The following is a 22,616-nucleotide window of genomic DNA, read 5'->3' as shown; positions in this document are numbered from 1 at the left end:
GGCACCGCCCCACGGTTCGCCGGTCAGCTCGCCGCGCTTCGATACTGCCCAGGCGTGGCGGCCGCAATGCGCCGGAATGCGCGCTGGAAATGCGCCTGGTCCGCGAAGCCCGCATCGAGCGCGACGTCGGCGATCGGCCGGCCGCGGCGCAACTCGGCCCGCCCGTACTGCACGCGGCGGTCGATCAGGAACGCATGCGGCGTCATCCCGTAGCGGGCGTTGAACGCGCGGATCAGGTAGGACGGCGACAAGTCGGCGGCCGCGCAGATCGCATCGAGCGACACGGCCTGACGGCAATGCGCGGCGATGTAGTCGGCCGCGCGCGCGAGCTTCGCGTTGTCGGCCCCGGGCCGGGCAGTGTCGGGCAGCTCGCGATCGAGCGCGCCGTGCAGCCGTGTGAAGAACTCGACTGCCGCACTCTCCTTGCCGAGCGGATCGACGCCGGGCGCCACGAGCGTGCGGTAAAAGCCGCCGAACCGTGCGAACAGGTCGCGCCGTTCCGTCAACTTCGGCGAAAAGCCGTGAAAATCGCGGTTCGGGTCGCGTCCGAGCGAATGCTGCAGGCGGGTGAGCCACGGCACGTCCACGTAGACCATCCGGTACGCCCATGCGTCGGGGCCGTACGGATTGCACGCATGCACCTGCTCCGGATCGATGATCACGAGCACGCCGCGCCCGACGTGCTCCTTGGTCGCGCCGTTCAGGTAGGTGCTCGTGCCGCCGACGATCGCGCCGAGCGAAAACGTGTCGTGCGTGTGCTTCGCGTAGCAGATCGTCCGCCCGTCGTCGACGGTGCGCGCCTCGATGAACGGCAGCGCGGCGTCGCGCCAGAACGGCGACGGCATGGCGCAGGGGTTGGCGGAACGGCTCACGCGACGGGCTCCCGGATCGGATGGCGAACGCACACCGTACAAGACTGCGCGGCGCGATGCAACCGCGACCCGACGCTTCGCGGCCGGATCGCCTAAGCTTTGAATTCCGGCCGCCACGGCGCACCCGGCGGGTTCCGTTCCCCTCTTCCAACCGGTACACTCATGCACATCGATCTGACAGGCAAGACCGCGGTCGTCACCGCTTCCACCGCCGGCATCGGGCTGGCGATCGCCGAAGGGCTCGCGCAGGCGGGCGCGCGCGTCGTCGTCAACGGACGCAGCGAGAAGTCGGTCGACGCCGCGCTCGCGCAGCTGCGCAGCGCCGTACCCGGCGCGGACCTCGACGGCGTCGCGGCCGACCTGTCCGACGCCGCCGGCGTCGCGCGCATCGCGCAGCACACGCCGGAGGCCGATATCCTCGTCAACAACGCGGGCATCTACGGGCTGAAGGCGTTCTTCGACATCGACGACGACGAATGGGCCCACTACTTCCAGATGAACGTGATGTCGGGCGTGCGTCTCGCGCGGCACTACCTGAAGGGGATGCTCGCGCGCAACACGGGCCGCATCGTGTTCATTTCGTCGGAGTCGGGGCTGAACATCCCGGTCGACATGATTCACTACGGGTTCACGAAAACCGCGCAGCTGGCGATCGCGCGCGGCCTCGCGAAACTCGCGGCCGGAACCCGCGTGACGGTCAATTCGGTGCTGCCGGGGCCGACGATGTCGGAAGGCGTGCGGGCGCTGCTGAAGGAAACGGCCGACGCCACGGGCCGCAGCATCGACGACGTCGCGGTGGATTTCGTGCGCAGCGAGCGCGCGAGCTCGATCATCCAGCGGCCGGCGACGACGGAGGAAGTCGCGAACCTGGTCGTGTACGTGTGCTCGCCGCAGGCCTCGGCGACGACGGGCGCGGCGTTGCGCGTCGATGGCGGCGTGGTCGACACGATCGCGTGACGACGGCGTGACACGCTCGCGCGGCGCATGGCGGCCGCGCTAGCGCGAGGCGGCCTTGTCCGACTGAAGCGTGCCCTTGCGATCGGCGTCCATGCAGGTATCGAAGCCGTGTTGCGTGACGGCACCGGCCTTGTCGAACACGACGAAGAAAGCCCGGTGATCGTTGTCGTGCTCGATGAAGTAGTTGTAGCAGACGCCGCTGCCGTTGCGGACCATCCACACGCTGCGCGGGTTGCCGCCGGCGCGAACGATGTCGGCGCGCGTCGCGCCGTGCCGCGACGCGGCCCTCGCCAGCGGCGTGCGCGAATACGAGAACGGCAGCCACGAGTCGAACCACGCGCAACCGTGCAGCATCAGGCAGCTGGCGGCCAGGGACAGCGTCGCTGCGGGGCGGGACATCGGAATCAATCGCATGCTTGGTGAAATCTGCTGCGCCATGCCGGCGTGATCGAAAGCCCCATGCTACTCGACCTTTGGGTCCGGATCGAAAAGAAATGTAGAGACTGGTGTCCGATGCGCTGCCCGACGCAGTCCGGCGCAGGCCCGATCGTCACGAATCGTTGCCGTGCCGCGCGCGTTCGCGCGCCCACCCGCCCCCTGGCGTCGATGCGTCGAATCGGCGCGACGGGCGGCATCGTCAAGCAACCCATTCCGCCCACAGCATCGTCAGCACCGTCATCAGCGCGGGGCCGACGAACAGCCCGATCAGCCCGAACGTCTCGGCCCCGCCGAGGATGCCGAACAGCACGAGCAGGAACGGCAGGCGGGTCGAGCTGCCGATCAGCACCGGCCGCACGAAATGCTCGGCGACGAACACGACCACGCAGCCGAGCACCAGCACCACGACGGCCCACGCGGTCGCGCCCTGCACGAACAGCCAGAGCGCCGCGCCGCAGAACACGATCGGCGCGCAGAACGGCAGCATCGCGGCGACGGCCGTGACGAGGCCGAGCAGCGCGGCGTGCGGAACCCCGGCGAGCGCATACGCGACGCCGAGAATGGCGCCCTCGCCCAGCCCGACGACGACCAGCCCGGTCACCGTGCCGTACACGGCCGCGACCATCCGCTCGATCAGATCCGCGCCGCCGCGGCCGAACGCACGCCGCGCGCCCTGCAGCAACGCGCCCGACAGCTTGTGGCCGGCCCGCATGATCACGAACAGCGTGACCAGCATGAAGCCGAACTCGAACAGCGCATGCGCGAGCTTCGTGCCGAACTGCCGGCCGAACGCGATGACCTTCTCGCCGCTCGCGCCATGCATTGCGCTCCCCGCGTGCAGCGGATGACCGAGATTGGCCTGCCACCACTCGGTGACCTGCGCGGCACCGTACGGCAACCGGCCGACGACGTCCGGCAGCGGAATGCCGTTGTCCTGGATCGAATGCAGCCAGAGGCGCAGGTCGTGCGCCTGCGAGATCGCCTGCGCGAGCGCGATCGCGACCGGCAGCACGACCAGCAGCGACACGCCCGCGGTCATCACGGTCGCGATCAGGGTCGGCCGGTCGCGAAACCAGCGGTCGGATTCGAAGCGTTTCAGCAGCGGCCACAACGCGATCGCGATCACGCAGGCCCACGCGATGGCGGGCAGGAAATCGCGGATCACCCACAGCGCGAGCACCAGCAGCACCGCATACAGCACGGCGCGGGCGATCTGCTGGGCACGCGGCCGCGTGGCGGAATCCTGGGAAGGCGAGACATGTGCGCGCATGGCACCTCGGTCGAAATGAAAAAATGGCGGTCGTGCAGGCCGCAAGCCTGTACGAACCGCCATTCTATCCATCGACGCCGCAACGGCATGCGCACGCACTGCCAAGCATCGTCAAATGCGTGCCGCGAACGCCGCACCGCCGCGCGGTGCAACGCGCGCTCAGGCCGCCTTGTCGGCGATGCGGTAGCGTTCGAGCCAGTGCGCGTACGGCGCGGGCAGCGTCCACGACGGCCGCTCGACGCCGAGCTGCTTGGCCGCGTAGTACGGCCAGTGCGGATCGGCAAGATGCGCGCGGCCGACCATCACGAGATCGAGCTGCCGCTCGGCGACGACGCGCTCGGCCAGTTGCGGCGTGTCGATCCCCCAGGCGGACGACACCGGCAAGCCGGCCTCGCGGCGCACGCGTTCCGCGATCGGCGCGAGGAACGCCGGGCCCCACGGAATGCGCGCGGCGGGCGTCGAGAAGCCGACCGACACGCTCAGCATGTCGAGGCCCTCCTGCTTCATCCGCTGCGTGAGCGCGATCGATTCGGCGAGCGTTGCTTCATCGCGCCCGTCGTATTCGATCACGCCGAGACGCGCGGTCAGCGGCAGGTGCTCCGGCCAGACCTGGCGGACGGCCTTCAGCGTGTCGACGAGGAAACGGCCGCGGTTTTCCGCCGAACCGCCGTACTCGTCGTCGCGCTGGTTCGAATGCACGGAGAAGAAGCTCTGGCCGAGGTAGCCGTGCGCGAAGTGCAGTTCGAGCCATTCGAAGCCGAGGTCGCGGGCGCGCTTCGCCGACGCGACGAAGTCGGCCTGCACGCGGGCGATGTCGTCGTGCGTCATCGCGCGCGGCGTCTTCGGCAGGTGCGCGCCGAACGGCACGGCCGACGGTGCGATGGTCTGCCAGCCGCGCGGATCGCCGTCGGCGATGTGGTCGTCGCCTTCCCACGGACGGTTCGCGCTCGCCTTGCGGCCCGCATGCGCGATCTGGATGCCGGGCACCGCGCCGGCCGCCTTGATCGCCGCGACCGACGGCGCGAACGCCTCGGCCTGCGCATCGGTCCACAGCCCGGCACAGCCCGGCGTGATGCGGCCTTCCGGCGACACGGCCGTCGCCTCCGCGATCACGAGGCCCGCGCCGCCGCGCGCGATGCCGGCCAGATGCACGTGATGCCAGTCGTTGACGATGCCGTCTTCGGCGACGTACTGGCACATCGGCGGCACCGCGATGCGGTTGCGCAGCGTGACATCCTTGAGTTTGAACGGTTCGAACAGGGCAGACATCCACCACTCCTTTGCTTGGTTCTGCGAAACGACTGGATGAGCCGCCGCGCGGTGCGCACGGCGGAACGATGCGAGCCGTCGCCGGGACGGTCGCGCCCGACGACGGAAACCATCCGGCGCCGATCATGCCGGCGCCAGGCTCGGCTTACTGACGGCCGAGCTTCGCGAGCAGCGCCTCGGCCGCCGGCTCCGACGACGCAGGGTTCTGCCCCGTGATCAGCAGCCCGTCGGTGACGACATGCGGCGCCCAGTCGGCGCTGCGCTCGAACTGCGCACCGTTGGTCTTCAGCATGTCCTCGACGAGGAACGGCACCACTTCCGTCAGCTCGACGGCCGCTTCCTCGCTGTTGGTGAAGCCCGTCACACGCTTGCCGCGCACGACCGACTCGCCGGTCTTCGGGTCCTTCACGTGGCGCAGCACGCCCGGCGCGTGGCACACGGCCGCGACCGGCTTGCCGGCCGCCAGCGCGCGCTCGATCAGGCCGATCGAATGCAGGTCCTCGGCGAGATCCCACAGCGGGCCATGCCCGCCCGGATAGAACACCGCGTCGTAATCGTCGACCGACACCTCGGCCAGCTTGCGCGTGGCGGCGAGTTCGGCCTTGGCCGCCGGATCCGCGTCGAAGCGGCGCGTCGCGTCGGTCTGCGCCGACGGATCGCTGCTTTTCGGATCGAGCGGCGGCTGGCCGCCCTGCGGCGACGCGAGCGTCAACTCGACGCCCGCATCCTTGAACGTGTAATACGGCGCGGCCAGTTCCTCGAGCCAGAAGCCGGTTTTCTTGCCGGTGTCGCCGAGCGTGTCGTGCGAGGTCAGGACAACCAGAATCTTCATGATCGGACACTCCTTCGAAATGGGGGAACGGGGCCGCGTCGCGGCGGCGGCGGCGGCGCGCCTGCGGGTTAGGCCGCTGGCGCGCGTCAACGTGCCGGCTCCATACCAAAAATATTGCCAGGCCTAATAGACCAGTCGTCTAGAAATGGCTCGAAAAAAAGTGACGGCATCACCTGCGCGCCCAGCATCGCAGCGCGATATGGCATTTTCGCGACGTCGCATTCATGAGGCTGGATGATAGCGCCGAATTAGACCGGTCGTCTAGAAACCCGCCATTCGGCCCTGCCGCCGTCATGGCTTTTGCGACGGAGCGCGTCCCGCAACGTCCGTTGCGGATCGCGCCCCGCTCCCCGGCTCACACCGCGTCGGCTACCCGTGCAGCGGCCCGTCCGTATCGCCGGCGTCGATCACCGGCATCTCGAGCCGATGGCCGCGAACGCCGTCCGCGAGCAACGCCAGCATCAGGTCCGCGAGCGCACGCCCGGTCGCATGTCCGGTCGGCTGCACCACCGCCGTCACGCGATGCGGATGCGCGACGTCCGGCGGCACGCCGTCGTAGACGATCAGCGACATGTCCCGCCCCAGCTGCAAGCCGCCGTCGATCAGCGCCCGGAACGCGCCGCCGCCCACGATGTTGTTGTCGACCAGCAGCGCGGTCGGCCGTTCGGCCCGGGCGAGCAGCGCCTGCACGCCCTGCTGCCCGCCGTCACGCGTAAACGGACACTCGACGAGCAGTGCCGGATCGGGCGCGATACCGGCCTCGCGCAGCGCCGCAAGATACCCGGCGCGACGCTGCATCGCGAAATTGAGCGACAGCGGCGCACTGATCATCGCGATACGGCGATGACCGAAGCCGATCAGGCGCCGCACCGCATCGCGCGCGCCCGCCTCGTTGTCGAAATCGAACCACGCGTAAGGCTCGGCGGCTTGCGTGCGACCGTACGCGACGTACGGAAACGCTTGCGAACGCAGGTACGCGAGGCGCGGATCGTCGACCAGCGTGCGCGCGACGATCAGCCCGTCGACGAGCTTGCCGTCGACGAGCCGGCGATACGTGTCCAGTTCGGCGTTCGGCCGCGCGGCCGCGATGATGAAGTCGAGATTGCGCTCGCCGAGCCGTTCGGTAATGCCGGCGACGACTTCACCGAAGCGCGGGTCGCCCAGATCGCCGGCCCCGAACGGATACACGATGCCGATCGCATCGGCACGCCCCGTCGCCAGCCGCCGCGCGGTCGGATCCGCGACATAACCGAGTTCGCGCGCGGCCTTCATCACGCGCTCGCGGGTCGCCTCGCTCACGTCGTCATAGCCGTTCAGCGCCCGACTGACCGTCGTGCGCGACAGCCCGAGGGCATCCGACAGCACCTTCAGATTCACCTTCACGTCGCTCCTCGCGTTGTGCATGCCATCCGGCCGGGCCGCCCGTGCAGCAATTATTGCCGAATGGTAGTTATTACCGTCAAATATTTATCTTTTGACGTCCAAACCGGTTTGAATTAGCATCCAAACCGGTTTGGATATCGATATCCCGTCAGCAGTTCCTTCTCACCGTCAACGGAAACTACGCCTACATGACTTACTTTCCTTTTTGCCGCGCGACCGCGGCCAAACGTTTGCTGTTCGCTGGCGCGGCACTGGCCGCCTTCGCGTCCGCGTCGAGCGTCGCACTTGCACAGAGCACCGGTGCCCCCGCGCCCACGCCGCATACGCAGCAGGCCTATGACCCCGAAGGCAACTTCACGATGCGCTGGACCCGCGCGGACATCCGCCAGATCGTCGCGCAGTCGCACACGGCCGGCGCCGACAAGAACTCGCTGCCGCAGGCGCTGACGATGCCGGACATCCCGCAGGATTTCCCGCTGATCAACTCGAACGTGTGGGTCTGGGATACCTGGCCGCTCGCCGACCTGCGCGCGAACCAGCTCAGCTACAAGGGCTGGGAGGTGATCTTCTCGCTCACGGCCGACCCGCATGCCGGCTACACGTTCGACGATCGTCACGTCCACGCGCGCATCGGCTTCTTCTACCGCCGTGCCGGCATTCCCGCGTCGCAGCGGCCCGCGAACGGCGGCTGGACCTGGGGCGGCCACCTGTTCCCGGACGGTGCGAGCGTCAAGGTGTTCGGCACGTCGCCGATGACCAACAACGCCGAATGGTCGGGCTCCGCGCGCCTCACGCAGGGCGACAACGTCAGCCTGTACTACACCGCGACGTCGTTCAACCGTTCGGCGCCCGGCGGCGCCGACATCACGCCGCCGCAGGCGATCATCACGCGCGCCGACGGTCATATCCATGCCGACGACAAGCACGTGTGGTTCAGCGGCTTCGACGATCACAAGGCGCTGCTGCAGCCGGACGGCAACTACTACCAGACCGGCCAGCAGAACACCTACTTCTCGTTCCGCGATCCGTTCGTGTTCACCGACCCCGCGCATCCGGGCAAGACCTACATGGTGTTCGAAGGCAACACGGGCGGCCAGCGCGGCGCCCGGACCTGTACCGAGGCCGACCTCGGCTACGCGCCGAACGATCCGTACCGCGAAGACCTCAACGCCGTGATGAACTCGGGCGCAGTGTATCAAAAGGCCAACGTCGGCCTGGCGGTCGCGACGAACCCGCAACTGACCGAATGGAAGTTCCTGCCGCCGATCCTGTCGGCGAACTGCGTCGACGACCAGACCGAACGCCCGCAGATCTATCTGAAGGACGGCAAGTACTACCTGTTCACGATCAGCCACCGCACGACGATGGCCGCGGGCGTCGACGGGCCGGACGGCGTCTACGGCTTCGTCGGCAACGGCATCCGCAGCGACTTCCTGCCGCTGAACGGCGGCAGCGGCCTCGTGCTCGGCAACCCGACCGACTTCTCCGCACCGGCCGGCGCGCCGTATTCGCAGGACCCGAACCAGAACCCGCGCGAATTCCAGTCGTATTCGCACTTCGTGATGCCGGGCGGGCTCGTCGAGTCGTTCATCGATGCGATCGGCCCGCGTCGCGGCGGCACGCTCGCGCCGACGGTGAAGGTCAACATCAACGGCACGTCGACGGCGGTCGACCGCACGTACGGACGTGGCGGCCTCGGCGGTTACGGCGACATCCCGACGAACCTGCCGGCGACGGGCGCCGGTCACTGACGGCGACGCGGGCACCCGCCCGTGACGAGTCCGTAAAGGGCTCGCTACGGACGCGGCGGGCACCGCCCGCCCGCGTCGAGGCGGCGCACGTCGCGCGTGTCGCGGGCGCGCCGCCTCCCTCCTTCGCAGAAATCGCGCATGCCGCCGTCGCAAGCGGCATGCGCGTTCCTTTCCCGCTTCGCGCGCCGAAGCACGGAACCCCGCATGAAATCGACGTTTTTTCGCTTTTCCCGCTGGATCGCCCGGCTGCTGTTCGCGTGTGCGGCAAGCGCGGCCTGCACGCACGCCATCGCCGCGCCCTGCGGCACGCCGCCCGAAAACGGCACGCCGCAATGGCGACCGGCCGTGCATTACACGCCGCAACGCAACTGGATGAACGATCCGAACGGCCTCGTGTACGAGAACGGCCGCTATCACCTGTTCTACCAATACAACCCGCTCGGCCACGACTGGGGCAACATGTCGTGGGGCCATGCGACCAGCACCGACCTCGTCCACTGGCGCGAGCAGCCGGTCGCGATGCGCGCGAGCGCGACGGAGGAAATCTTCTCCGGCTCGATCGTCGCCGACACGCACAATACGTCCGGCCTCGGCGCGCCGGGCGAGACGCCGCTGGTTGCGCTTTACACGAGCGTCTACAAGGACGGCTCGGGTCACGCACCCGGCACGCAGGCGCAATCGCTCGCGTACAGCCTCGACCACGGCGCGACCTGGCGGCCCTACGCGCGCAATCCGGTGCTCACGCTCGATCCGGAATCGAAGCAGTTCCGCGACCCGAAGGTGTCGTGGTACGCGCCGGGACGCTACTGGCTGATGACGACCGTCGTCGCCGATGCGCAGGTCGTGAAGCTCTATCGTTCCGACGACCTGATTCACTGGTCGTTCCTGAGCGATTTCACGCTGCCGGACGTGCCGCATGCGGGCGTGTTGTGGGAAATGCCCGACCTCGTGCCGCTGCCCGTCGACGACGATCCGCGGCACATCAAGTGGGTCATGATCGTCAACGTCAACCCGTGGTCGATCGCCGGCGGTTCCGGCGCGATGTATTTCGTCGGCGACTTCGACGGCCGCACGTTCGTCCCCGACCGGGTCGCACCGGCCGGTTCCGATCCCGCACGATTCCGCTGGGTCGATCACGGCGCCGACTTCTATGCGGCCGGCGCGTTCTCCGGCGCGCCGGGCGCGCGCCCTGTCGCGATTGCATGGATGAGCAACTGGGACTACGCGGCGAAAGCGCCGACGGCGCCCTGGCGCGGCGCGACGACGGTGCCGCGCGAACTCGCGCTGAAGACGATCGGCGGCGAACCGACGCTCATCGTGACGCCGGCAGCCGCGTTCGATGCGTGGGCCGACGGGCGGCCCGCCGTGCATGAAGGCAACCTGAACGTCGAGTCCGCCACGCGCACGCTGTCGGACGCCACGCGCGGCACCGTCCAGCGCATCACGGTGACGATCGCGCCGCAGCGCGCGGCCCGCGCGGGTTTGATCGTGCGGGGCTCCGCGGATGGCTCGATCGGCACCCGGATCGTGTACGACACGGCGAAGCGCACGCTGACGCTCGACCGCTCGCGCTCCGGCGCCACGGATTTCGCGGGCACGTTCAGCCGCGAGCACATCGTCGATCTGCCGCTCGAGCACGGACAACTGCGGCTCGAAATCGTCGTCGATCGCGGTTCGGTCGAGGTGTTCGCGAACGGCGGCCGCGTCGCGCTGACGGACCTGATCTTCCCGCCGCCCGATGCGGACCGCGTCGCCGTGTTCGCCGAGCACGGGAGCGCGACGTTCTCGGGGTTGACGGTCACGCAGCTCCACGGACGCGATCAGGCCGGCGACGTCCGTGACGCCTGTGCATCGCGCTAGCGATGCGATTGCACGGCGGGGCTGCGGCGCCTGACCTCGCGTCAGGCCGTGCAGCCCCGCCGGTTCCACGCTCAAAGCAAGCCCATCCCGCCCGATGCGATGATTTCCGCGCCGACGATGAACGCCGACTCGGGCGCGCTCAGGTGCAGCACCGTCGACGCGATTTCGTCCGGCGTGCCGAACCGGCCGATCGGGACGAGCCCCCTGATCTTGTCGGCCGTCTCGTCGAGCGTCGCCGCATCGAGGCCGAGCTTGCCGTACAGCGGCGTCTGGACCGGCCCGGGGCTCACCACGTTCACCCGCACGCCGTGCGGCAGCAGTTCCGTCGACAGCGTCTTCGCGAACGAATTGACGGCCGCCTTGCTCGCCGCATACACGGACGAACCCGGCATCCCGATGTGCGCGTTGATCGAGCCATTGATCACGATCGACGCGCCGCGGTTCAGCAGCGGGACGAGCGCCTGGATCTGGAAATACGCGCCCTTCACGTTCGTGTCGAACACGAGATCCCACAACGCCTCGTCGATATCCGCGAACGGTGCGAGTTTCGCGACGCCCGCGTTGATGAACACGGCGTCGAGGCGCGCACCGGCGGCCGCGATCGCGTCCGCGAGCGCTCGCGCCGACGCGACGCTGCCGGCCTCGTTGCGGATCGCGAGCGCGCCGTCGCCGAGCGACTCGCGCGCGGCGGCAAGCGTCTGCTCGTCGCGGCCGGTGATGATGACCCGCGCGCCTTCGGCCGCGAATGCCCGTGCGGCCGCCAGGCCGATGCCGCTGTTGCCGCCCGTGACGAGGACCGTTTTTCCTTCGAAGCGATGCATGATGTTCTCCTTGAACCGGTGAGTTGACCGTGAACACAGGATGCGCGCGGCGCGCGGCCTTGCCGTACGACCGGCGCGGCAGACATGTGCGAAATCTTCGAACGTGTTTGCCCCGGCCGTCCGGCGCGTGCCGGCCCGGCGCGCTCAGCCCGACACGTCGATCCCGTCGAGCAGGCGCTGCGCGAGCCGCGGTTCGCGCAGTTGCTCCAGCCACCATTGCAGCGCGCGGCCGTCGCGGTCGCCACGCCACGCGACATATAAAACGTTCGGCTCGCGCGGATCGGCCGTTTCCTTTTCGACCAGCTCGCCGCGCGCCAGCAGCGACGCGACCCGCCGGCGCGGCACCCAGCCGACGCCGAGCCCGTCGCGCTGCGCGAGGATCTTCGCGCGCATCGACGGCACCGCAAGCACCGCCTGCCCGCCGAGCAGCCCGTACACGCGGCCGCCGGCCTGCCGCGACGAGTCGGCGACGACGACCGCGCGATGCGCGCCGATCGCGTCCCGGGTCAGCCGCGCGCCCGCCGACGCCAGCGGATGGCGCGGCGCGACGGCGAACACCCACTCCATCGCGCCGAGTTCGAACCATTTGAAGCCCGGAATCGCCGGCGGCTCGTTGGTCGCGCCGACGACCAGATCCGCGCGACCATCGCGCAGCGCTTCCCAGGTGCCGCCGAGCACTTCGTGCGTGAAGCGCAGCGACACGCCGGAATCGAGCGCATCGAATGCGCGGACGACCGGCAGCAGCGTATCGAATTCCAGCACCTCGTCGCTGACTATCCACAGCCGGTCTTCCCAGCCGCTCGCGACCTGCCGCACGCGCTGCGCGAGCCGCGCGACGTCCAGCGCGAGGCGCGATGCCTCGTCGGTCAGCAACTGGCCGGCCGGCGTGAGCTGCAGCCGGTAGCCGCGCCGGTCGAACAGCAGCGCGTCGAAGCGCGTTTCGAGTTGCCGCGCGGCGTGCGACACGGTCGACGGCGCCTTGCCGAGCCGCGCGGCCGCCCGCGACAGGCTGCCGGTGGCGCGGATCGCATCGAGCAGCGCGAGTTCGTCTTCGGACAGCATGAGGGCGCTCCGGTCGGGGGTCTGGTGGATCGTAAGGCAGCGGCGGGCGCCGGCGCAATCGAATGGCGCTGCCGGCAGCTGGCGGATGCCGTGCCGGCAGGAGCGCCGTAGCGCGCCGTGCCATTTTCCGCATCCGGCGGGCGTTGCGTGCCATGTGCTGCCGTTCCGTGCTCCCTCGACGCCACGCGCGTGCCCCGGCCGAACGATGGATGCCGCCCGCGCATGCGCGAACGCCGATCCGGCCATGAACTTCCGGTATGCTGATCGACGCCATATTTCCGAATTCGAGGTAACCACTGCGATGGACATCGCGATCCGCATCGAAGGCCGTCACGACCTGACCGGGCAAATCTTCCGGCAGTTGCGCACCGCGATCGTCGACGGGCGGCTCGAAGGCGGCGCCCGGCTGCCGTCGACGCGCGATCTCGCGAAGCAGCTCGGCGTGTCGCGCAAGACGACGCTCGACGCGTTCGAACGTCTCGTCGCCGAGGGTTACCTGAACACGCGCGCGGGCGACGGCACGTTCGTCGCCAGCGGCCTCGCGCGGGTTCCGCACGCGGCGGCCGCAACGCCGTCGCTCGTCGAGGATTCGCCGCCCGTCCATGCCGTCGACGCACGCGCGCTGTGGGACGCGCTGCCCGACGCGCTCGCGATGCCCATGCCGCAGGACACGCCCGCGTTCGACTTCCGCGGCGGCGTGACCGACAAGGCACTGTTTCCGTTCGACGCCTGGCGCCGCTGCCTGCATCACGCGTTGCGCCAGCAGGCACGCGGCCCCGGCCAGTACCATGCGCCGGCCGGCGATCCGCAGTTGCGCGGCGCGATCGCGCGCTACGTCGCGTTCAGCCGCGCGGTCGCGTGCGGCTGGGACGACGTGCTCGTCACGCAAGGCGCGCAACAGGCGCTCGACCTGATCGCACGCGTGGTCGTGCGGCCCGGCGACGTCGTCGCGGTCGAGAATCCCGGTTATCCTCCGGCGCGCGCGGCGTTCGCGTCGCTCGGCGCGACGGTGATCGGCGTGCCGGTCGATGCGCACGGCCTCGTCACCGGGCGGCTGCCCGACGACGCGCGCCTCGTCTACGTGACACCGTCGCACCAGTTCCCGCTCGGGATGCCGATGACGCTGGAGCGGCGCGTCGCGCTGCTCGAATGGGCGCAGCGCCGCCGCGCGGTGATCATCGAGGACGACTACGACGGCGAGTTCCGCTTCGAAGGCCGGCCGGTGGAATCGCTGAAGAGCCTCGACCGCACGGGTCTGGTCGCGTACGTCGGCACCTTCTCGAAGACGATCTTTCCCGAACTGCGGATCGGCTACGCGATTCCGCCGCGCGCGCTGCGCGGCGCGCTCGCCAAGGCGAAGCAGATCGTCGACTGGCACACCTGCACGCTGACGCAGGCGGCGCTCGCGCGCTTCATGCTCGAAGGCGATTTCGCGCGGCACCTGCGGCGCGTGCAGAAACACTACGACGCGCGCCGCAAGATGCTGCTCGCGCATCTGCGCGGCGGCCTCGCGCCGTGGTTCGACACGATCGTGCCGACCGCCGGCATCCACCTCGCCGCGCACCTGAAACCGGGGCTCGACGAAGCCGCGCTGGTCCGCGCGGCGCGTGAGCACGACATCGGCCTGTACGGGATCACCGCGTTCCACGTCGGCTCGGCGGCCCGCGCGGGGCTGCTGTTCGGCTATGGCGGGATCGACGCGCTGCGCATCGACACCGCGCTCGCGAAGCTGGCCGCGCTGCTGGATTCAGGCCGTGTCGGCGGGCTGCAACTGGTTACCTGAATTTTCCTGGAATTGGCCATTCAAGCAGGCCAGTGGCACGCTTAAAGTGGGTCCTGTCGCGCCACCGGGCGCACCCAACCGAACAGGACCTGCCATGCAACCGCGTCTGAACTTCTATGCCGCCAGCCCGAACGCCATCAAGGTGATGCGCAACGCCGAGGAATTCCTCGCGAAAAGCTCGATCGAGAAGCCGCTCGCCGAACTCGTCCGGCTGCGCGCGTCGCAGATCAACGGCTGTGCGTTCTGCGTCGACATGCACACCACCGACGCACGCAACGGCGGCGAAACCGATCGCCGCCTGGCGACGGTCGTCGTCTGGCGCGAAACGCCGTTCTTCACCGAGCGCGAACGTGCGGCGCTCGAATGGACCGAAGCGCTGACGCTCGTCGCCGACAACCACGTGCCCGATGCCGTGTGGGAAGCCGTGAAGCCGCATTTCAGCGACACGGAGTTGTTCGAGCTGTCGATGCTGATCGCGACGATCAACACGTGGAACCGCTTCGCGATCGCGTTCCGCAAGATGCCCGAGTAAGGGGAGACGACGATGATGCGCTCCAGCTCCACGCTCCGCCGCACGATGCTGTGCGCGTCGCTCGCACTCGGCGCCGCGCTGCCGGCCGCAGCCCGCGCGCACGATACCGGCGACAGCGTGCACGCGATCATGCAACAGGCCGTGCCCGAAGCGCCCGGCAAGCTCGCCGTCGTCGCGACCGTCGACTATGCGCCGGGCCAGGCGTCCGACGCGCACAAGCACCTCGGCTCGGTGTTCGCGGTCGTGTCGAAAGGCGAAGTGCTGTCGCAGGTGAACGACGGCCCGGTGCGCCGCTATCGCGCCGGCGAAGGCTGGTACGAGCCGCCCGGTTCGCGCCACAGGGTGTCGCGCAATGCGAGCGCGACCGAGCCCGCGCAACTCGTCGTGTTCGGGCTGACGGGCGAGCATGTGCCGCTGAAGTCGCCGATCGATCAGTAACGATGTTTCAGGGGGCGTGCCGCGTCGGGCACGCCTTCGTGCTGCACGGCCGGGTCCCGGCCCATGCCGCGCGTCTTCCCCATTAGCCGCTCCCTACAATCCACCGCCGGCACACGCCCCTTCGCCGCGCCGCCTCCCCGCCCGTCCGCCCCGCCATTCGCCACTCGCCTGATCGCGATCAACCTGGGCGAAAACCCTTCCTTGAAATTAACTAACTCATCAATTAGCGTCGATTTCATGAACGCGAAATCCACCGTCGCCAGGCCGCGCGGGCGCCGCCCGTCGGTGGACGACTTCGACTTGCGCGACCACATGCTCGACGTCGCGATGCAGCTGTTCGCCGAGCGCGGCATCGCCGCGACGACGGTCGCGCAGATCGCCGAGGCCGCCGGCGTCACGTCGGCGATGGTCCACTACTACTTCACGAATCGCGAGCAGTTGCTCGACGCGATCGTCGAGGAGCGGCTCGCGCAGGTCATCGCGTTCGTGTGGCGGCCGACCGCGCCGCACATCGAAAACGATCCGTTCGCGCTCGTCGCCGAGCTCGTCGACCGCTTCTTCGACGTCACGCATCGCATGCCCTGGTTGCCGTCGATCTGGCTGCGCGAGATCGTCCATGAAGGCGGCCTGCTGCGCGAGCGGATGATCCGGCGTATTCCGCTCGAGCATGTCGGGCGGTTTGCCGAGCGCATCCGCGCCGCGCAGCAGGCCGGCACGCTGAACCCCGCGCTCGAGCCCGCGTTCCTGTTCCATTCGATCATCGCGCTGGTGATGCTGCCGCTCGCCACCGCGAAGCTGTGGCAGAGCGCGCGCGGCCTGCCGCCGATCGATCGCGACGTGCTGCAGCGCCACGTCCGCGCGCTGCTCGGGTCCGGCATGCAGCCACCCGCCGCCGCGCCGGATCCCGACGCGCATTCGCGACGGAGGCCGTCGTGAACGCGCCCGGCCCGCTGCCGCTCGCGCTGGCCGCCGCCGTCGCGTTGCTCGCCGGTTGCGGACGGCCGGCGAACGACGTCGCGACCTTCCAGGGCTATGTCGAAGGCGAGTTCGTATACCTGTCGTCGTCGCAGGCGGGCACGCTGACGCAGCTGTCGGTCGAACGCGGCCAGGCCATCGCGGCCGGCGCGCCGGTGTTCTCGCTCGAAGCCGTCAACGAAACGGCCGCGCTGCGGCAGGCGCAATACCAGCTCGACGCCACGCGCGCGCAGCTTGCCGACCTGCAGACCGGCAAGCGCCCGCCGGAAGTCGCGGTCACGCGGGCCCAGCTCGCGCAGGCCGCGGCACAGGCCGCGCGGGCCGCCGCGCAATTCGCGCGCGACGAACGCCAGTACGCGGCCGGCGGCCTGTCGAGGCAGCAGCTCGACGATTCGCGCACGTCCGCACAGACCACCGCCGCGCAGGTGCGCGAGTTGCAGAACCAGGTCGACGTCGCGCGCCTGCCGGGCCGCGCGCAGCAGGTGGCGGCCCAGGCAGCGCAGGTCGATGCCGCGCAGGCGGCCGTCACCGAAGCGCAATGGAAACTCGACCAGAAGCGCGTCGCCGCGCCCGCCGCCGGGCGCGTGTACGACACGCTGTACCGCGTCGGCGAATGGGTGCAGGCCGGCAATCCGGTCGTGCAGATGCTGCCGCCGCAGAACCTGAAAGTGCGGTTCTTCGTGCCGGAGGCCGCCGTCGCGTCGATCGCGCCGGGGCGCACGGTCGCGATCCGCTGCGACGGCTGCCCGGCCGACGTCCCCGCGCGCGTCACCTACGTGTCGCGCGCGGCCGAGTACACGCCGCCCGTGATCTACAGCAACGAGAGCCGGACCAAACTCGTGTTCATGGTGGAGGCGCGCCCCGCCGTCGCCGACGCGCCGAAGCTGCACCCGGGCCAGCCCGTCGCCGTGAGGATGCGATGAACGCACCGCCCGCCCCGTATGCGATCGACGTCGACCGCCTGAACAAGCGCTTCGGCGACAAGCACGTCGTGAAGGACGTCTCGCTGCGCGTCGCGCGCGGGGAGATCTTCGGCTTTCTCGGGCCAAACGGCAGCGGCAAGACGACGTCGATCCGCATGATGTGCGGCCTGCTCACGCCCGACTCGGGCAGCGGCACCTGCCTCGGCTACGACATCGTGCGCGACAGCGCGCAGATCAAGCGCCGCGTCGGCTACATGACGCAGCGCTTCTCGTACTGGGAAGACCTGTCGATCCGCGAGAACCTCGATTTCGTCGCGCGCGTGTACGGGATGCCCGATCGCCAGGCGGCCGTCGCGCGCGCGCTCGACGGGCTCGGTCTCGCGAGCCGCGCGGACCAGCTCACGGGCGCGTTGTCGGGCGGCTGGAAACAGCGCCTCGCGCTCGCCGCGTGCATGCTGCACGAGCCGGAGCTGCTGCTGCTCGACGAACCGACCGCCGGCGTCGATCCGGCCGCGCGCCGCGACTTCTGGGAAGAGCTGCACCGGTTGGCCGCGCAAGGCATCTCGGTACTCGTCAGCACGCACTACATGGACGAGGCCGAGCGCTGCCACAAGCTCGCGTACATCGCGGCAGGCGCGCTGCTCGCGCAAGGCACGGCCGCGGAGATCGTCGCGTCGCAGCACCTGTCGACGCGCACGGTCACCGGCGGGCACCTGGCGGAACTGTCCGCGCGCCTGCGCACGATGCCGGGCGTCGACCAGACGGTCGTGTTCGGCTCGACGCTGCACGTGAGCGGCCGCGATCGCGCGCTGCTCGACGCGACGCTCGCGCAGGTCGCGGCGCAGGCCGGCGCGCAGGAGAACGGTCACGCGCCGCTGCAGGTCGCGCCGATCGACACCGGGCTCGAAGACGTCTTCATCTACATGATGGGCCGCGCATCCGGGCCGCCCGGCGGAGCGGCGACATGAGCACGTGGACGGGCCTGCGCGACGCGTTCTCGGTCGCGCGCTGGTGGAGCATCGTGCTGAAGGAATTCCTGCAGCTGCGCCGCGACCGCGTGACGTTCGCGATGATCGTCGGCGTGCCGATCATCCAGCTCGCGCTGTTCGGCTTCGCGATCAACACCGATCCGAAGCACCTGCCGACCGCGGTGATCGTCGCCGACTCGAGCCCCTTCGCGCGCAGCTTCATCGCCGCGATGCGCAATTCCGCGTACTTCGACATCGTCGCGACGCTGCCCGACGAAGCGGCCGGCCGGCATGCGCTCGCACGCGGCGACGTGCAGTTCGTGCTGAGCGTGCCGGCCGACTTCTCGAAGCGGCTGCTGCGCGGCGAGCGCCCGTCGCTGCTCGTCGAGGCGGACGCGACCGATCCCGTCGCGACCGCGTCGGCGCTCGGCGCGCTGCCGGGCCTCGTGCAACCCGTCGCCGACAAGGACCTGACGGGCCCGCTCGCGCACCTGAACGGCCGCCCGGCCGCGTTCGACATCGTGCTGCACCGCCTGTACAACCCGGAAGGCATCACGCAGTACAACGTCGTGCCGGGCCTGATGGGCGTGATCCTGACGATGACGATGGTGATGATGACGGGCCTCGCGATCACGCGCGAACGCGAGCGCGGCACGATGGAGAACCTGCTGGCGACGCCCGTGCGGCCGCTGGAGGTGATGACGGGCAAGATCGTCCCGTACGTGTTCATCGGGCTGATCCAGGTGTCGATCATCCTCGTGGCCGCGCGCTTCGTGTTCCACGTGCCGTTCGTCGGCGGCATGGTCGCGATCTACCTGTCCGCGCTGCTGTTCATCGCCGCGAACCTGACGGTCGGCATCACGCTGTCGTCGCTCGCGCAGAACCAGTTGCAGGCGATGCAGCTCGCGGTGTTCTACTTCCTGCCGAACATCCTGCTGTCGGGCTTCATGTTTCCGTTCGCCGGGATGCCGAAGTGGGCGCAGTTCATCGGCAACCTGCTGCCGCTCACCTATTTCAACCGCCTGGTGCGCGGCATCCTGCTGAAAGGCAACGGCTGGGCCGACCTGTGGCCGTCCGTGTGGCCCGTCGCGCTGTTCACGCTCGTCGTGATGGGCGTCGCGCTGCGCTTCTACCGGCGCACGCTCGACTAGGGGCCGCACGATGAAACCGGCTTCGCGTCGCGCCCGCCCCGCCGCCCGCCGCAGCGCATGGGCAGCCGTTGCGCTGCTCGTCGCCGGTTGCACGGTCGGGCCGGATTTCCGCACGCCCGACGCGCCGGCCACACGGCAATACACGCGCGATGCCGCGCCGGTCACGACGGCCGCCGCCGCCGGCCCGGGTGGCGACGCGCAGACGTTCGCATCGGCCGCGCACACGCCGCAACAGTGGTGGACCGCGTTCGGCTCGGCACCGCTGAACCGGCTCGTCGATACCGCGTGGCACAACAGCCCGACGCTCGCCGAGGCCCGCGCGCGGCTCGACGAAGTGCGCCAGAACCATGCGGCAGAAGCCGGCGCGACGATGCTGCCGCGCGTCGATGCGAACCTGTCCGCCAAGCGCGAGAAGGTCGACATCGCTGCATTCGGCCTGCCCGCCAACGTGCCGAATCCCGGGCCGTTCACGCTGTACGACGCGTCGGTGAGCGTGTCGTACGCGCTCGACGTGTTCGGCGGCAATCGGCGCGCGCTCGAGGCGTTGCGCGCCCAGGTCGACTATCAGGCGTACCTGCTCGACGCCGCACGCCTGACGCTCGCGGGCAACGTCGTCGCGACTGCGATCCTGCGCGCGTCGCTCGCACGGCAGATCGCGCTCACGCGGCAGCTCGTCGACGCGCAAGCCCGGCAGTTGCGGATCGTCGACGCACGCTTCGCGGCGGGCGGCGTATCGCAGGCCGACGTGCATGCGCAGCGCACGCTGCTCGCGCAGACGCAGGCCTCGCTGCCGCCGCTCGCAGCCCGCTACGCGCAGGCCGGCCACCGGCTCGCGATCCTGCTGGGCGCTCCGCCGTCCGGTGCCGAGCTGCCCGACCTCGCGCTCGACGCGCTCACGCTGCCGCGCACGCTGCCGGTCGCGCTGCCGTCGACGCTCGCGCGCGAACGGCCCGATATCCGCGCGGCGGAGGCCGTGTTGCATCAGGCGAGCGCGAACGTCGGCGTGGCGACCGCGAACCTGTATCCGCGTTTTTCGATTTCGGCGGGGATCGGTTCGGAACGCACGCGCATCGCGGATATCGTCAGCGGGCTGAATGTGTGGAATGTCGGCCACGGCCTGACGCAGCCGCTCTTTCATGGCGGCGAGCTGCGCGCGAGGAAGCGCGCGGCCGAAGCCGCGTACGACGCCGCGTTCGCGAGCTATCGGGAAACCGTGCTGCTGGCGCTCCAGCAGGTCGCCGACGCGATGCGCGCGGTCGAACACGATGCGACGGCGCTGCAAGCGCGCGACACGGCCGCACGGGAAGCGGCGGCAGGCAACGCGATCGCCGGCGACCGTTACGCGGCGGGCGGGATCAGCGCGTTCGCGCTGCTCGACGCCCAGCGGCAGGCATTGCAGACCGCGCTCGACCGCACGCGCGCGCAGGCCGACCGGCTGACCGACACGGCGGCGCTGTTCCAGGCGCTGGCGGGGAACTGGATGGATGATGCGGCGCGGTGATCGACACGACGGCGTCGGCGCCGACCGGGCATTGCCGGCCTGCACGTCATGCACCGCATGAGCGGCACACTTGTCGGGCTCGACAGCCGTCGCCGCGCGCTTCCATTCGACGACCATCCATGACCGAACCCGCAATACGCACAACGCGTGCCGCAAATGGAAAAACCGGCCCGAAGGCCGGTTTTCGTACCGCAAGCCGTAAGCGGCGCTCGCGCGCCGCGCGGCATCAGAAGCGGTGGATCAGGCCGACGCCGGCCGCGATCTGGTTCTGCTTCGAACCTGCGCCCACGCCGTCGCCGATCGACGTCGTTGCTGCCTGGATGCCGCCAGCCTTGTTCAGCGTGTTGCCGCTCGCGTGCTGGTAAGCCTCAACTGCATAGAGGCCGGTGCGCTTCGACAGGCTGTAGTACTGCGACAGCGTGACCTGGTGGTACTTGGCTGCGCTCGAGACGCCGTTCGACTGCGTTGCCGCCGTGTACGAGTAGCCTGCCGCGAAGTCCCACTGCGGCGCTGCCTTCCAGTGCAGCACGGCGCCTGCCGTGTTGAAGATCGCCGTATTGCGGAACGCCGAGCCAACTCCCGGCACATACTGGACGTTCGTGTACGACACGGACACGTCCCATGCCGGCGTGAACTGGTAGCCGGCCGTCACACCGAGGCGCTGCTGCGTTTGCGCCGTCTGGTAGCCGCTGTTGATCGCCGACACGGCCGGCTGGCCGCCGCTCGTGACCGTCGAGTTGTCGCCCCACACGCCGCCGCCGAGCGTCGAGTTGTTGACCTTCTGGAAGCCAACCGCGATGCCTGCCGGGCCGTTCAGGTACTGGACCGCCGCGCTCCAGGTCGAGCCGCGGTTGAAGCTGCCTGCCACGCCGCCGAGCGAGTACGAACCGCCGACCGTGAAGCCGTAGAACTTCGGCGACATGTAGACGAGCGAGTTGTTCGCGCGGTAGCTGGTGTCCAGCGAGTCGATATCGCCCGGGTGCGCGCCGTAATAGCCGGTCAGCCAGGTCGTCGGGCTATACGGCGACAGCAGCGTGTAGTACGCGGTGTACTGGCGGCCAGCCGTCAGCGTACCGTACGTCTGGTTGGTCAGGCCCACCCACGCCTGACGCGTAAAGATGCCGTTCGCCCATTGCGACGAGCCGTTGTTCGCGTTGAAGCCGGCTTCCAGCTGGAAAATCGCCTTCGTTCCGCCGCCGAGATCTTCGCTGCCCTTCAGGCCGAAGCGGCTGCCTGCCCAAATGCCGGTGGCCATCTGCACCTTCGAGTGACCGCCCGTGGTCGCGCCGACCGCCGACGAGTTGTTCTGCCAGGCGATAGCGTTATCGACGATACCGTACAGGGTCACGCTGCTCTGGGCGTGGGCTGCGGTAGCGGCTGCGAGACCCGCTGCCGTCATGGCGAAAGCGACGCGCTTTTTCATTGATTCTCCGTCCTCAAAGAATGATTTCTTTTCTGGTGTGGTTTTATGACTGACACATGTGCGAGTACATGCCGGTGCGATTCTGACGGATTACCAATCGTTTCCCAACATGTGCAGTCGGTCATCGTATGATCGACGCAACGCGGGGGTTCACCAAACGGTTACATAACACCTGAAAACGCTTACGCAGCGGGCCTTTCCGGCATTTCCCGGTGAAAACCCTAGCTTTACATTTTTACTGGTGCATCGCGACCGTCCAATGTCGTCAGACGCCCTCGGCAACAACCTTCCTACGAATGCGTGAGCGCGGCTGACGCCGCGATTCACGCCGCCGCGCAGGATCGCTGACATTCATGACACCCACGTTTCGGGAAGCGAAATCGTGAAAACGTTTCAGTCCGCGTGCG

General features: G+C 69.2%; 21 protein-coding genes. 11 read left to right on the top strand and 10 right to left on the bottom strand.

What is annotated here, in order from left to right; genetic code table 11:
* Positions 1 to 23: 23 nt before the first annotated feature.
* Positions 24 to 872 (bottom strand): AraC family transcriptional regulator, encoded by an 849-nt coding sequence (locus tag NQV17_RS12560; protein ID WP_257772524.1) that lies wholly within the window; start codon positions 870 to 872, stop codon positions 24 to 26.
* Positions 873 to 1,034: 162 nt separating this feature from the next.
* Here NQV17_RS12560 and NQV17_RS12555 point away from each other — a divergent pair, with 162 nt between their 5' ends.
* A complete protein-coding gene (locus tag NQV17_RS12555) occupies positions 1,035 to 1,829 on the top strand; it encodes an SDR family NAD(P)-dependent oxidoreductase (protein WP_044843012.1) in 795 nt (264 codons plus the stop codon).
* A gap of 39 nt (positions 1,830 to 1,868) precedes the next feature.
* Here NQV17_RS12555 and NQV17_RS12550 read toward each other — a convergent pair whose 3' ends face one another.
* The 5 genes from NQV17_RS12550 to NQV17_RS12530 form a co-directional block, all read right to left on the bottom strand.
* On the bottom strand, positions 1,869 to 2,243 hold the full coding sequence (locus NQV17_RS12550; protein WP_257772523.1) for a hypothetical protein: 375 nt from the start codon (positions 2,241 to 2,243) through the stop codon (positions 1,869 to 1,871).
* A gap of 223 nt (positions 2,244 to 2,466) precedes the next feature.
* Complete coding sequence (locus tag NQV17_RS12545) at positions 2,467 to 3,537, bottom strand: AI-2E family transporter (RefSeq protein WP_257772522.1); 1,071 nt, start codon at positions 3,535 to 3,537, stop codon at positions 2,467 to 2,469.
* Positions 3,538 to 3,696: 159 nt separating this feature from the next.
* Positions 3,697 to 4,806 carry an NADH:flavin oxidoreductase/NADH oxidase gene (locus NQV17_RS12540; protein WP_257772521.1) on the bottom strand — a complete coding sequence of 370 codons (1,110 nt, stop codon included), beginning with the start codon at positions 4,804 to 4,806 and terminating at the stop codon, positions 3,697 to 3,699.
* 145 nt (positions 4,807 to 4,951) lie between these two features.
* Positions 4,952 to 5,638, bottom strand: coding sequence for a type 1 glutamine amidotransferase domain-containing protein (locus tag NQV17_RS12535; protein ID WP_044843008.1), 687 nt, complete (start codon positions 5,636 to 5,638; stop codon positions 4,952 to 4,954).
* Positions 5,639 to 6,007: 369 nt separating this feature from the next.
* Positions 6,008 to 7,042 (bottom strand): substrate-binding domain-containing protein, encoded by a 1,035-nt coding sequence (locus tag NQV17_RS12530; RefSeq protein ID WP_257772520.1) that lies wholly within the window; start codon positions 7,040 to 7,042, stop codon positions 6,008 to 6,010.
* Between the two features lie 167 nt (positions 7,043 to 7,209).
* Here NQV17_RS12530 and NQV17_RS12525 point away from each other — a divergent pair, with 167 nt between their 5' ends.
* Both NQV17_RS12525 and NQV17_RS12520 read left to right on the top strand, forming a co-directional pair.
* Positions 7,210 to 8,772, top strand: coding sequence for a glycoside hydrolase family 68 protein (locus NQV17_RS12525; protein WP_257772519.1), 1,563 nt, complete (start codon positions 7,210 to 7,212; stop codon positions 8,770 to 8,772).
* A 204-nt stretch (positions 8,773 to 8,976) separates the two neighbouring features.
* Complete coding sequence (locus tag NQV17_RS12520) at positions 8,977 to 10,632, top strand: glycoside hydrolase family 32 protein (RefSeq protein WP_257772518.1); 1,656 nt, start codon at positions 8,977 to 8,979, stop codon at positions 10,630 to 10,632.
* Positions 10,633 to 10,703: 71 nt separating this feature from the next.
* On the opposite strand, the gene NQV17_RS12515 is transcribed toward NQV17_RS12520, so the two are convergent.
* Both NQV17_RS12515 and NQV17_RS12510 read right to left on the bottom strand, forming a co-directional pair.
* Positions 10,704 to 11,453: an SDR family oxidoreductase gene (locus NQV17_RS12515; RefSeq protein ID WP_257772517.1), complete on the bottom strand. Its 750-nt coding sequence runs from the start codon at positions 11,451 to 11,453 to the stop codon at positions 10,704 to 10,706.
* A gap of 144 nt (positions 11,454 to 11,597) precedes the next feature.
* Entirely contained in the window at positions 11,598 to 12,515 is a 918-nt protein-coding gene (locus NQV17_RS12510) for a LysR family transcriptional regulator (RefSeq protein ID WP_257772516.1), read from the bottom strand.
* Positions 12,516 to 12,816: 301 nt separating this feature from the next.
* Here NQV17_RS12510 and NQV17_RS12505 point away from each other — a divergent pair, with 301 nt between their 5' ends.
* From NQV17_RS12505 to NQV17_RS12495, 3 genes are all read left to right on the top strand, one after another.
* On the top strand, positions 12,817 to 14,298 hold the full coding sequence (locus NQV17_RS12505) for a PLP-dependent aminotransferase family protein (protein ID WP_257772515.1): 1,482 nt from the start codon (positions 12,817 to 12,819) through the stop codon (positions 14,296 to 14,298).
* Between the two features lie 94 nt (positions 14,299 to 14,392).
* Positions 14,393 to 14,830 carry a carboxymuconolactone decarboxylase family protein gene (locus NQV17_RS12500; protein WP_257772514.1) on the top strand — a complete coding sequence of 146 codons (438 nt, stop codon included), beginning with the start codon at positions 14,393 to 14,395 and terminating at the stop codon, positions 14,828 to 14,830.
* Positions 14,831 to 14,842: 12 nt separating this feature from the next.
* Complete coding sequence (locus NQV17_RS12495; RefSeq protein WP_257772513.1) at positions 14,843 to 15,268, top strand: cupin domain-containing protein; 426 nt, start codon at positions 14,843 to 14,845, stop codon at positions 15,266 to 15,268.
* On the opposite strand, the gene NQV17_RS12490 is transcribed toward NQV17_RS12495, so the two are convergent.
* Positions 15,262 to 15,582, bottom strand: a complete 321-nt coding sequence (locus NQV17_RS12490) for a hypothetical protein (RefSeq protein ID WP_257772633.1) — start codon at positions 15,580 to 15,582, stop codon at positions 15,262 to 15,264. The genes NQV17_RS12495 and NQV17_RS12490 overlap by 7 nt on opposite strands.
* On the opposite strand from NQV17_RS12490, the gene NQV17_RS12485 reads away from it, so the two are divergent.
* From NQV17_RS12485 to NQV17_RS12465, 5 genes are read left to right on the top strand one after another with little or no spacing between them, the layout of a single operon-like run.
* The gene (locus NQV17_RS12485; RefSeq protein WP_257772512.1) at positions 15,506 to 16,204 is read left to right on the top strand and encodes a TetR/AcrR family transcriptional regulator; all 699 of its coding nucleotides are present in this window, start codon (positions 15,506 to 15,508) and stop codon (positions 16,202 to 16,204) included. The two genes, NQV17_RS12490 and NQV17_RS12485, sit on opposite strands and share 77 nt — an antisense overlap.
* Entirely contained in the window at positions 16,201 to 17,166 is a 966-nt protein-coding gene (locus tag NQV17_RS12480) for an HlyD family secretion protein (RefSeq protein ID WP_257772511.1), read from the top strand. Before NQV17_RS12485 ends, NQV17_RS12480 begins: the two co-directional genes overlap by 4 nt.
* Entirely contained in the window at positions 17,163 to 18,134 is a 972-nt protein-coding gene (locus tag NQV17_RS12475) for an ABC transporter ATP-binding protein (protein WP_257772510.1), read from the top strand. Before NQV17_RS12480 ends, NQV17_RS12475 begins: the two co-directional genes overlap by 4 nt.
* A complete protein-coding gene (locus NQV17_RS12470; protein ID WP_044842997.1) occupies positions 18,131 to 19,285 on the top strand; it encodes an ABC transporter permease in 1,155 nt (384 codons plus the stop codon). Before NQV17_RS12475 ends, NQV17_RS12470 begins: the two co-directional genes overlap by 4 nt.
* A gap of 10 nt (positions 19,286 to 19,295) precedes the next feature.
* Positions 19,296 to 20,786: an efflux transporter outer membrane subunit gene (locus NQV17_RS12465; protein ID WP_257772509.1), complete on the top strand. Its 1,491-nt coding sequence runs from the start codon at positions 19,296 to 19,298 to the stop codon at positions 20,784 to 20,786.
* A gap of 226 nt (positions 20,787 to 21,012) precedes the next feature.
* On the opposite strand, the gene NQV17_RS12460 is transcribed toward NQV17_RS12465, so the two are convergent.
* Positions 21,013 to 22,209 (bottom strand): porin, encoded by a 1,197-nt coding sequence (locus tag NQV17_RS12460; RefSeq protein ID WP_257772508.1) that lies wholly within the window; start codon positions 22,207 to 22,209, stop codon positions 21,013 to 21,015.
* Positions 22,210 to 22,616 lie beyond the last annotated feature (407 nt).

This window comes from Burkholderia sp. SCN-KJ (assembly GCF_024656005.1).
In the GTDB taxonomy this organism is placed as follows: Bacteria; Pseudomonadota; Gammaproteobacteria; order Burkholderiales; family Burkholderiaceae; genus Burkholderia.
Note: the sequence above shows the minus strand (reverse complement) of the source record. Positions and strands in the feature narration are given on the sequence as shown.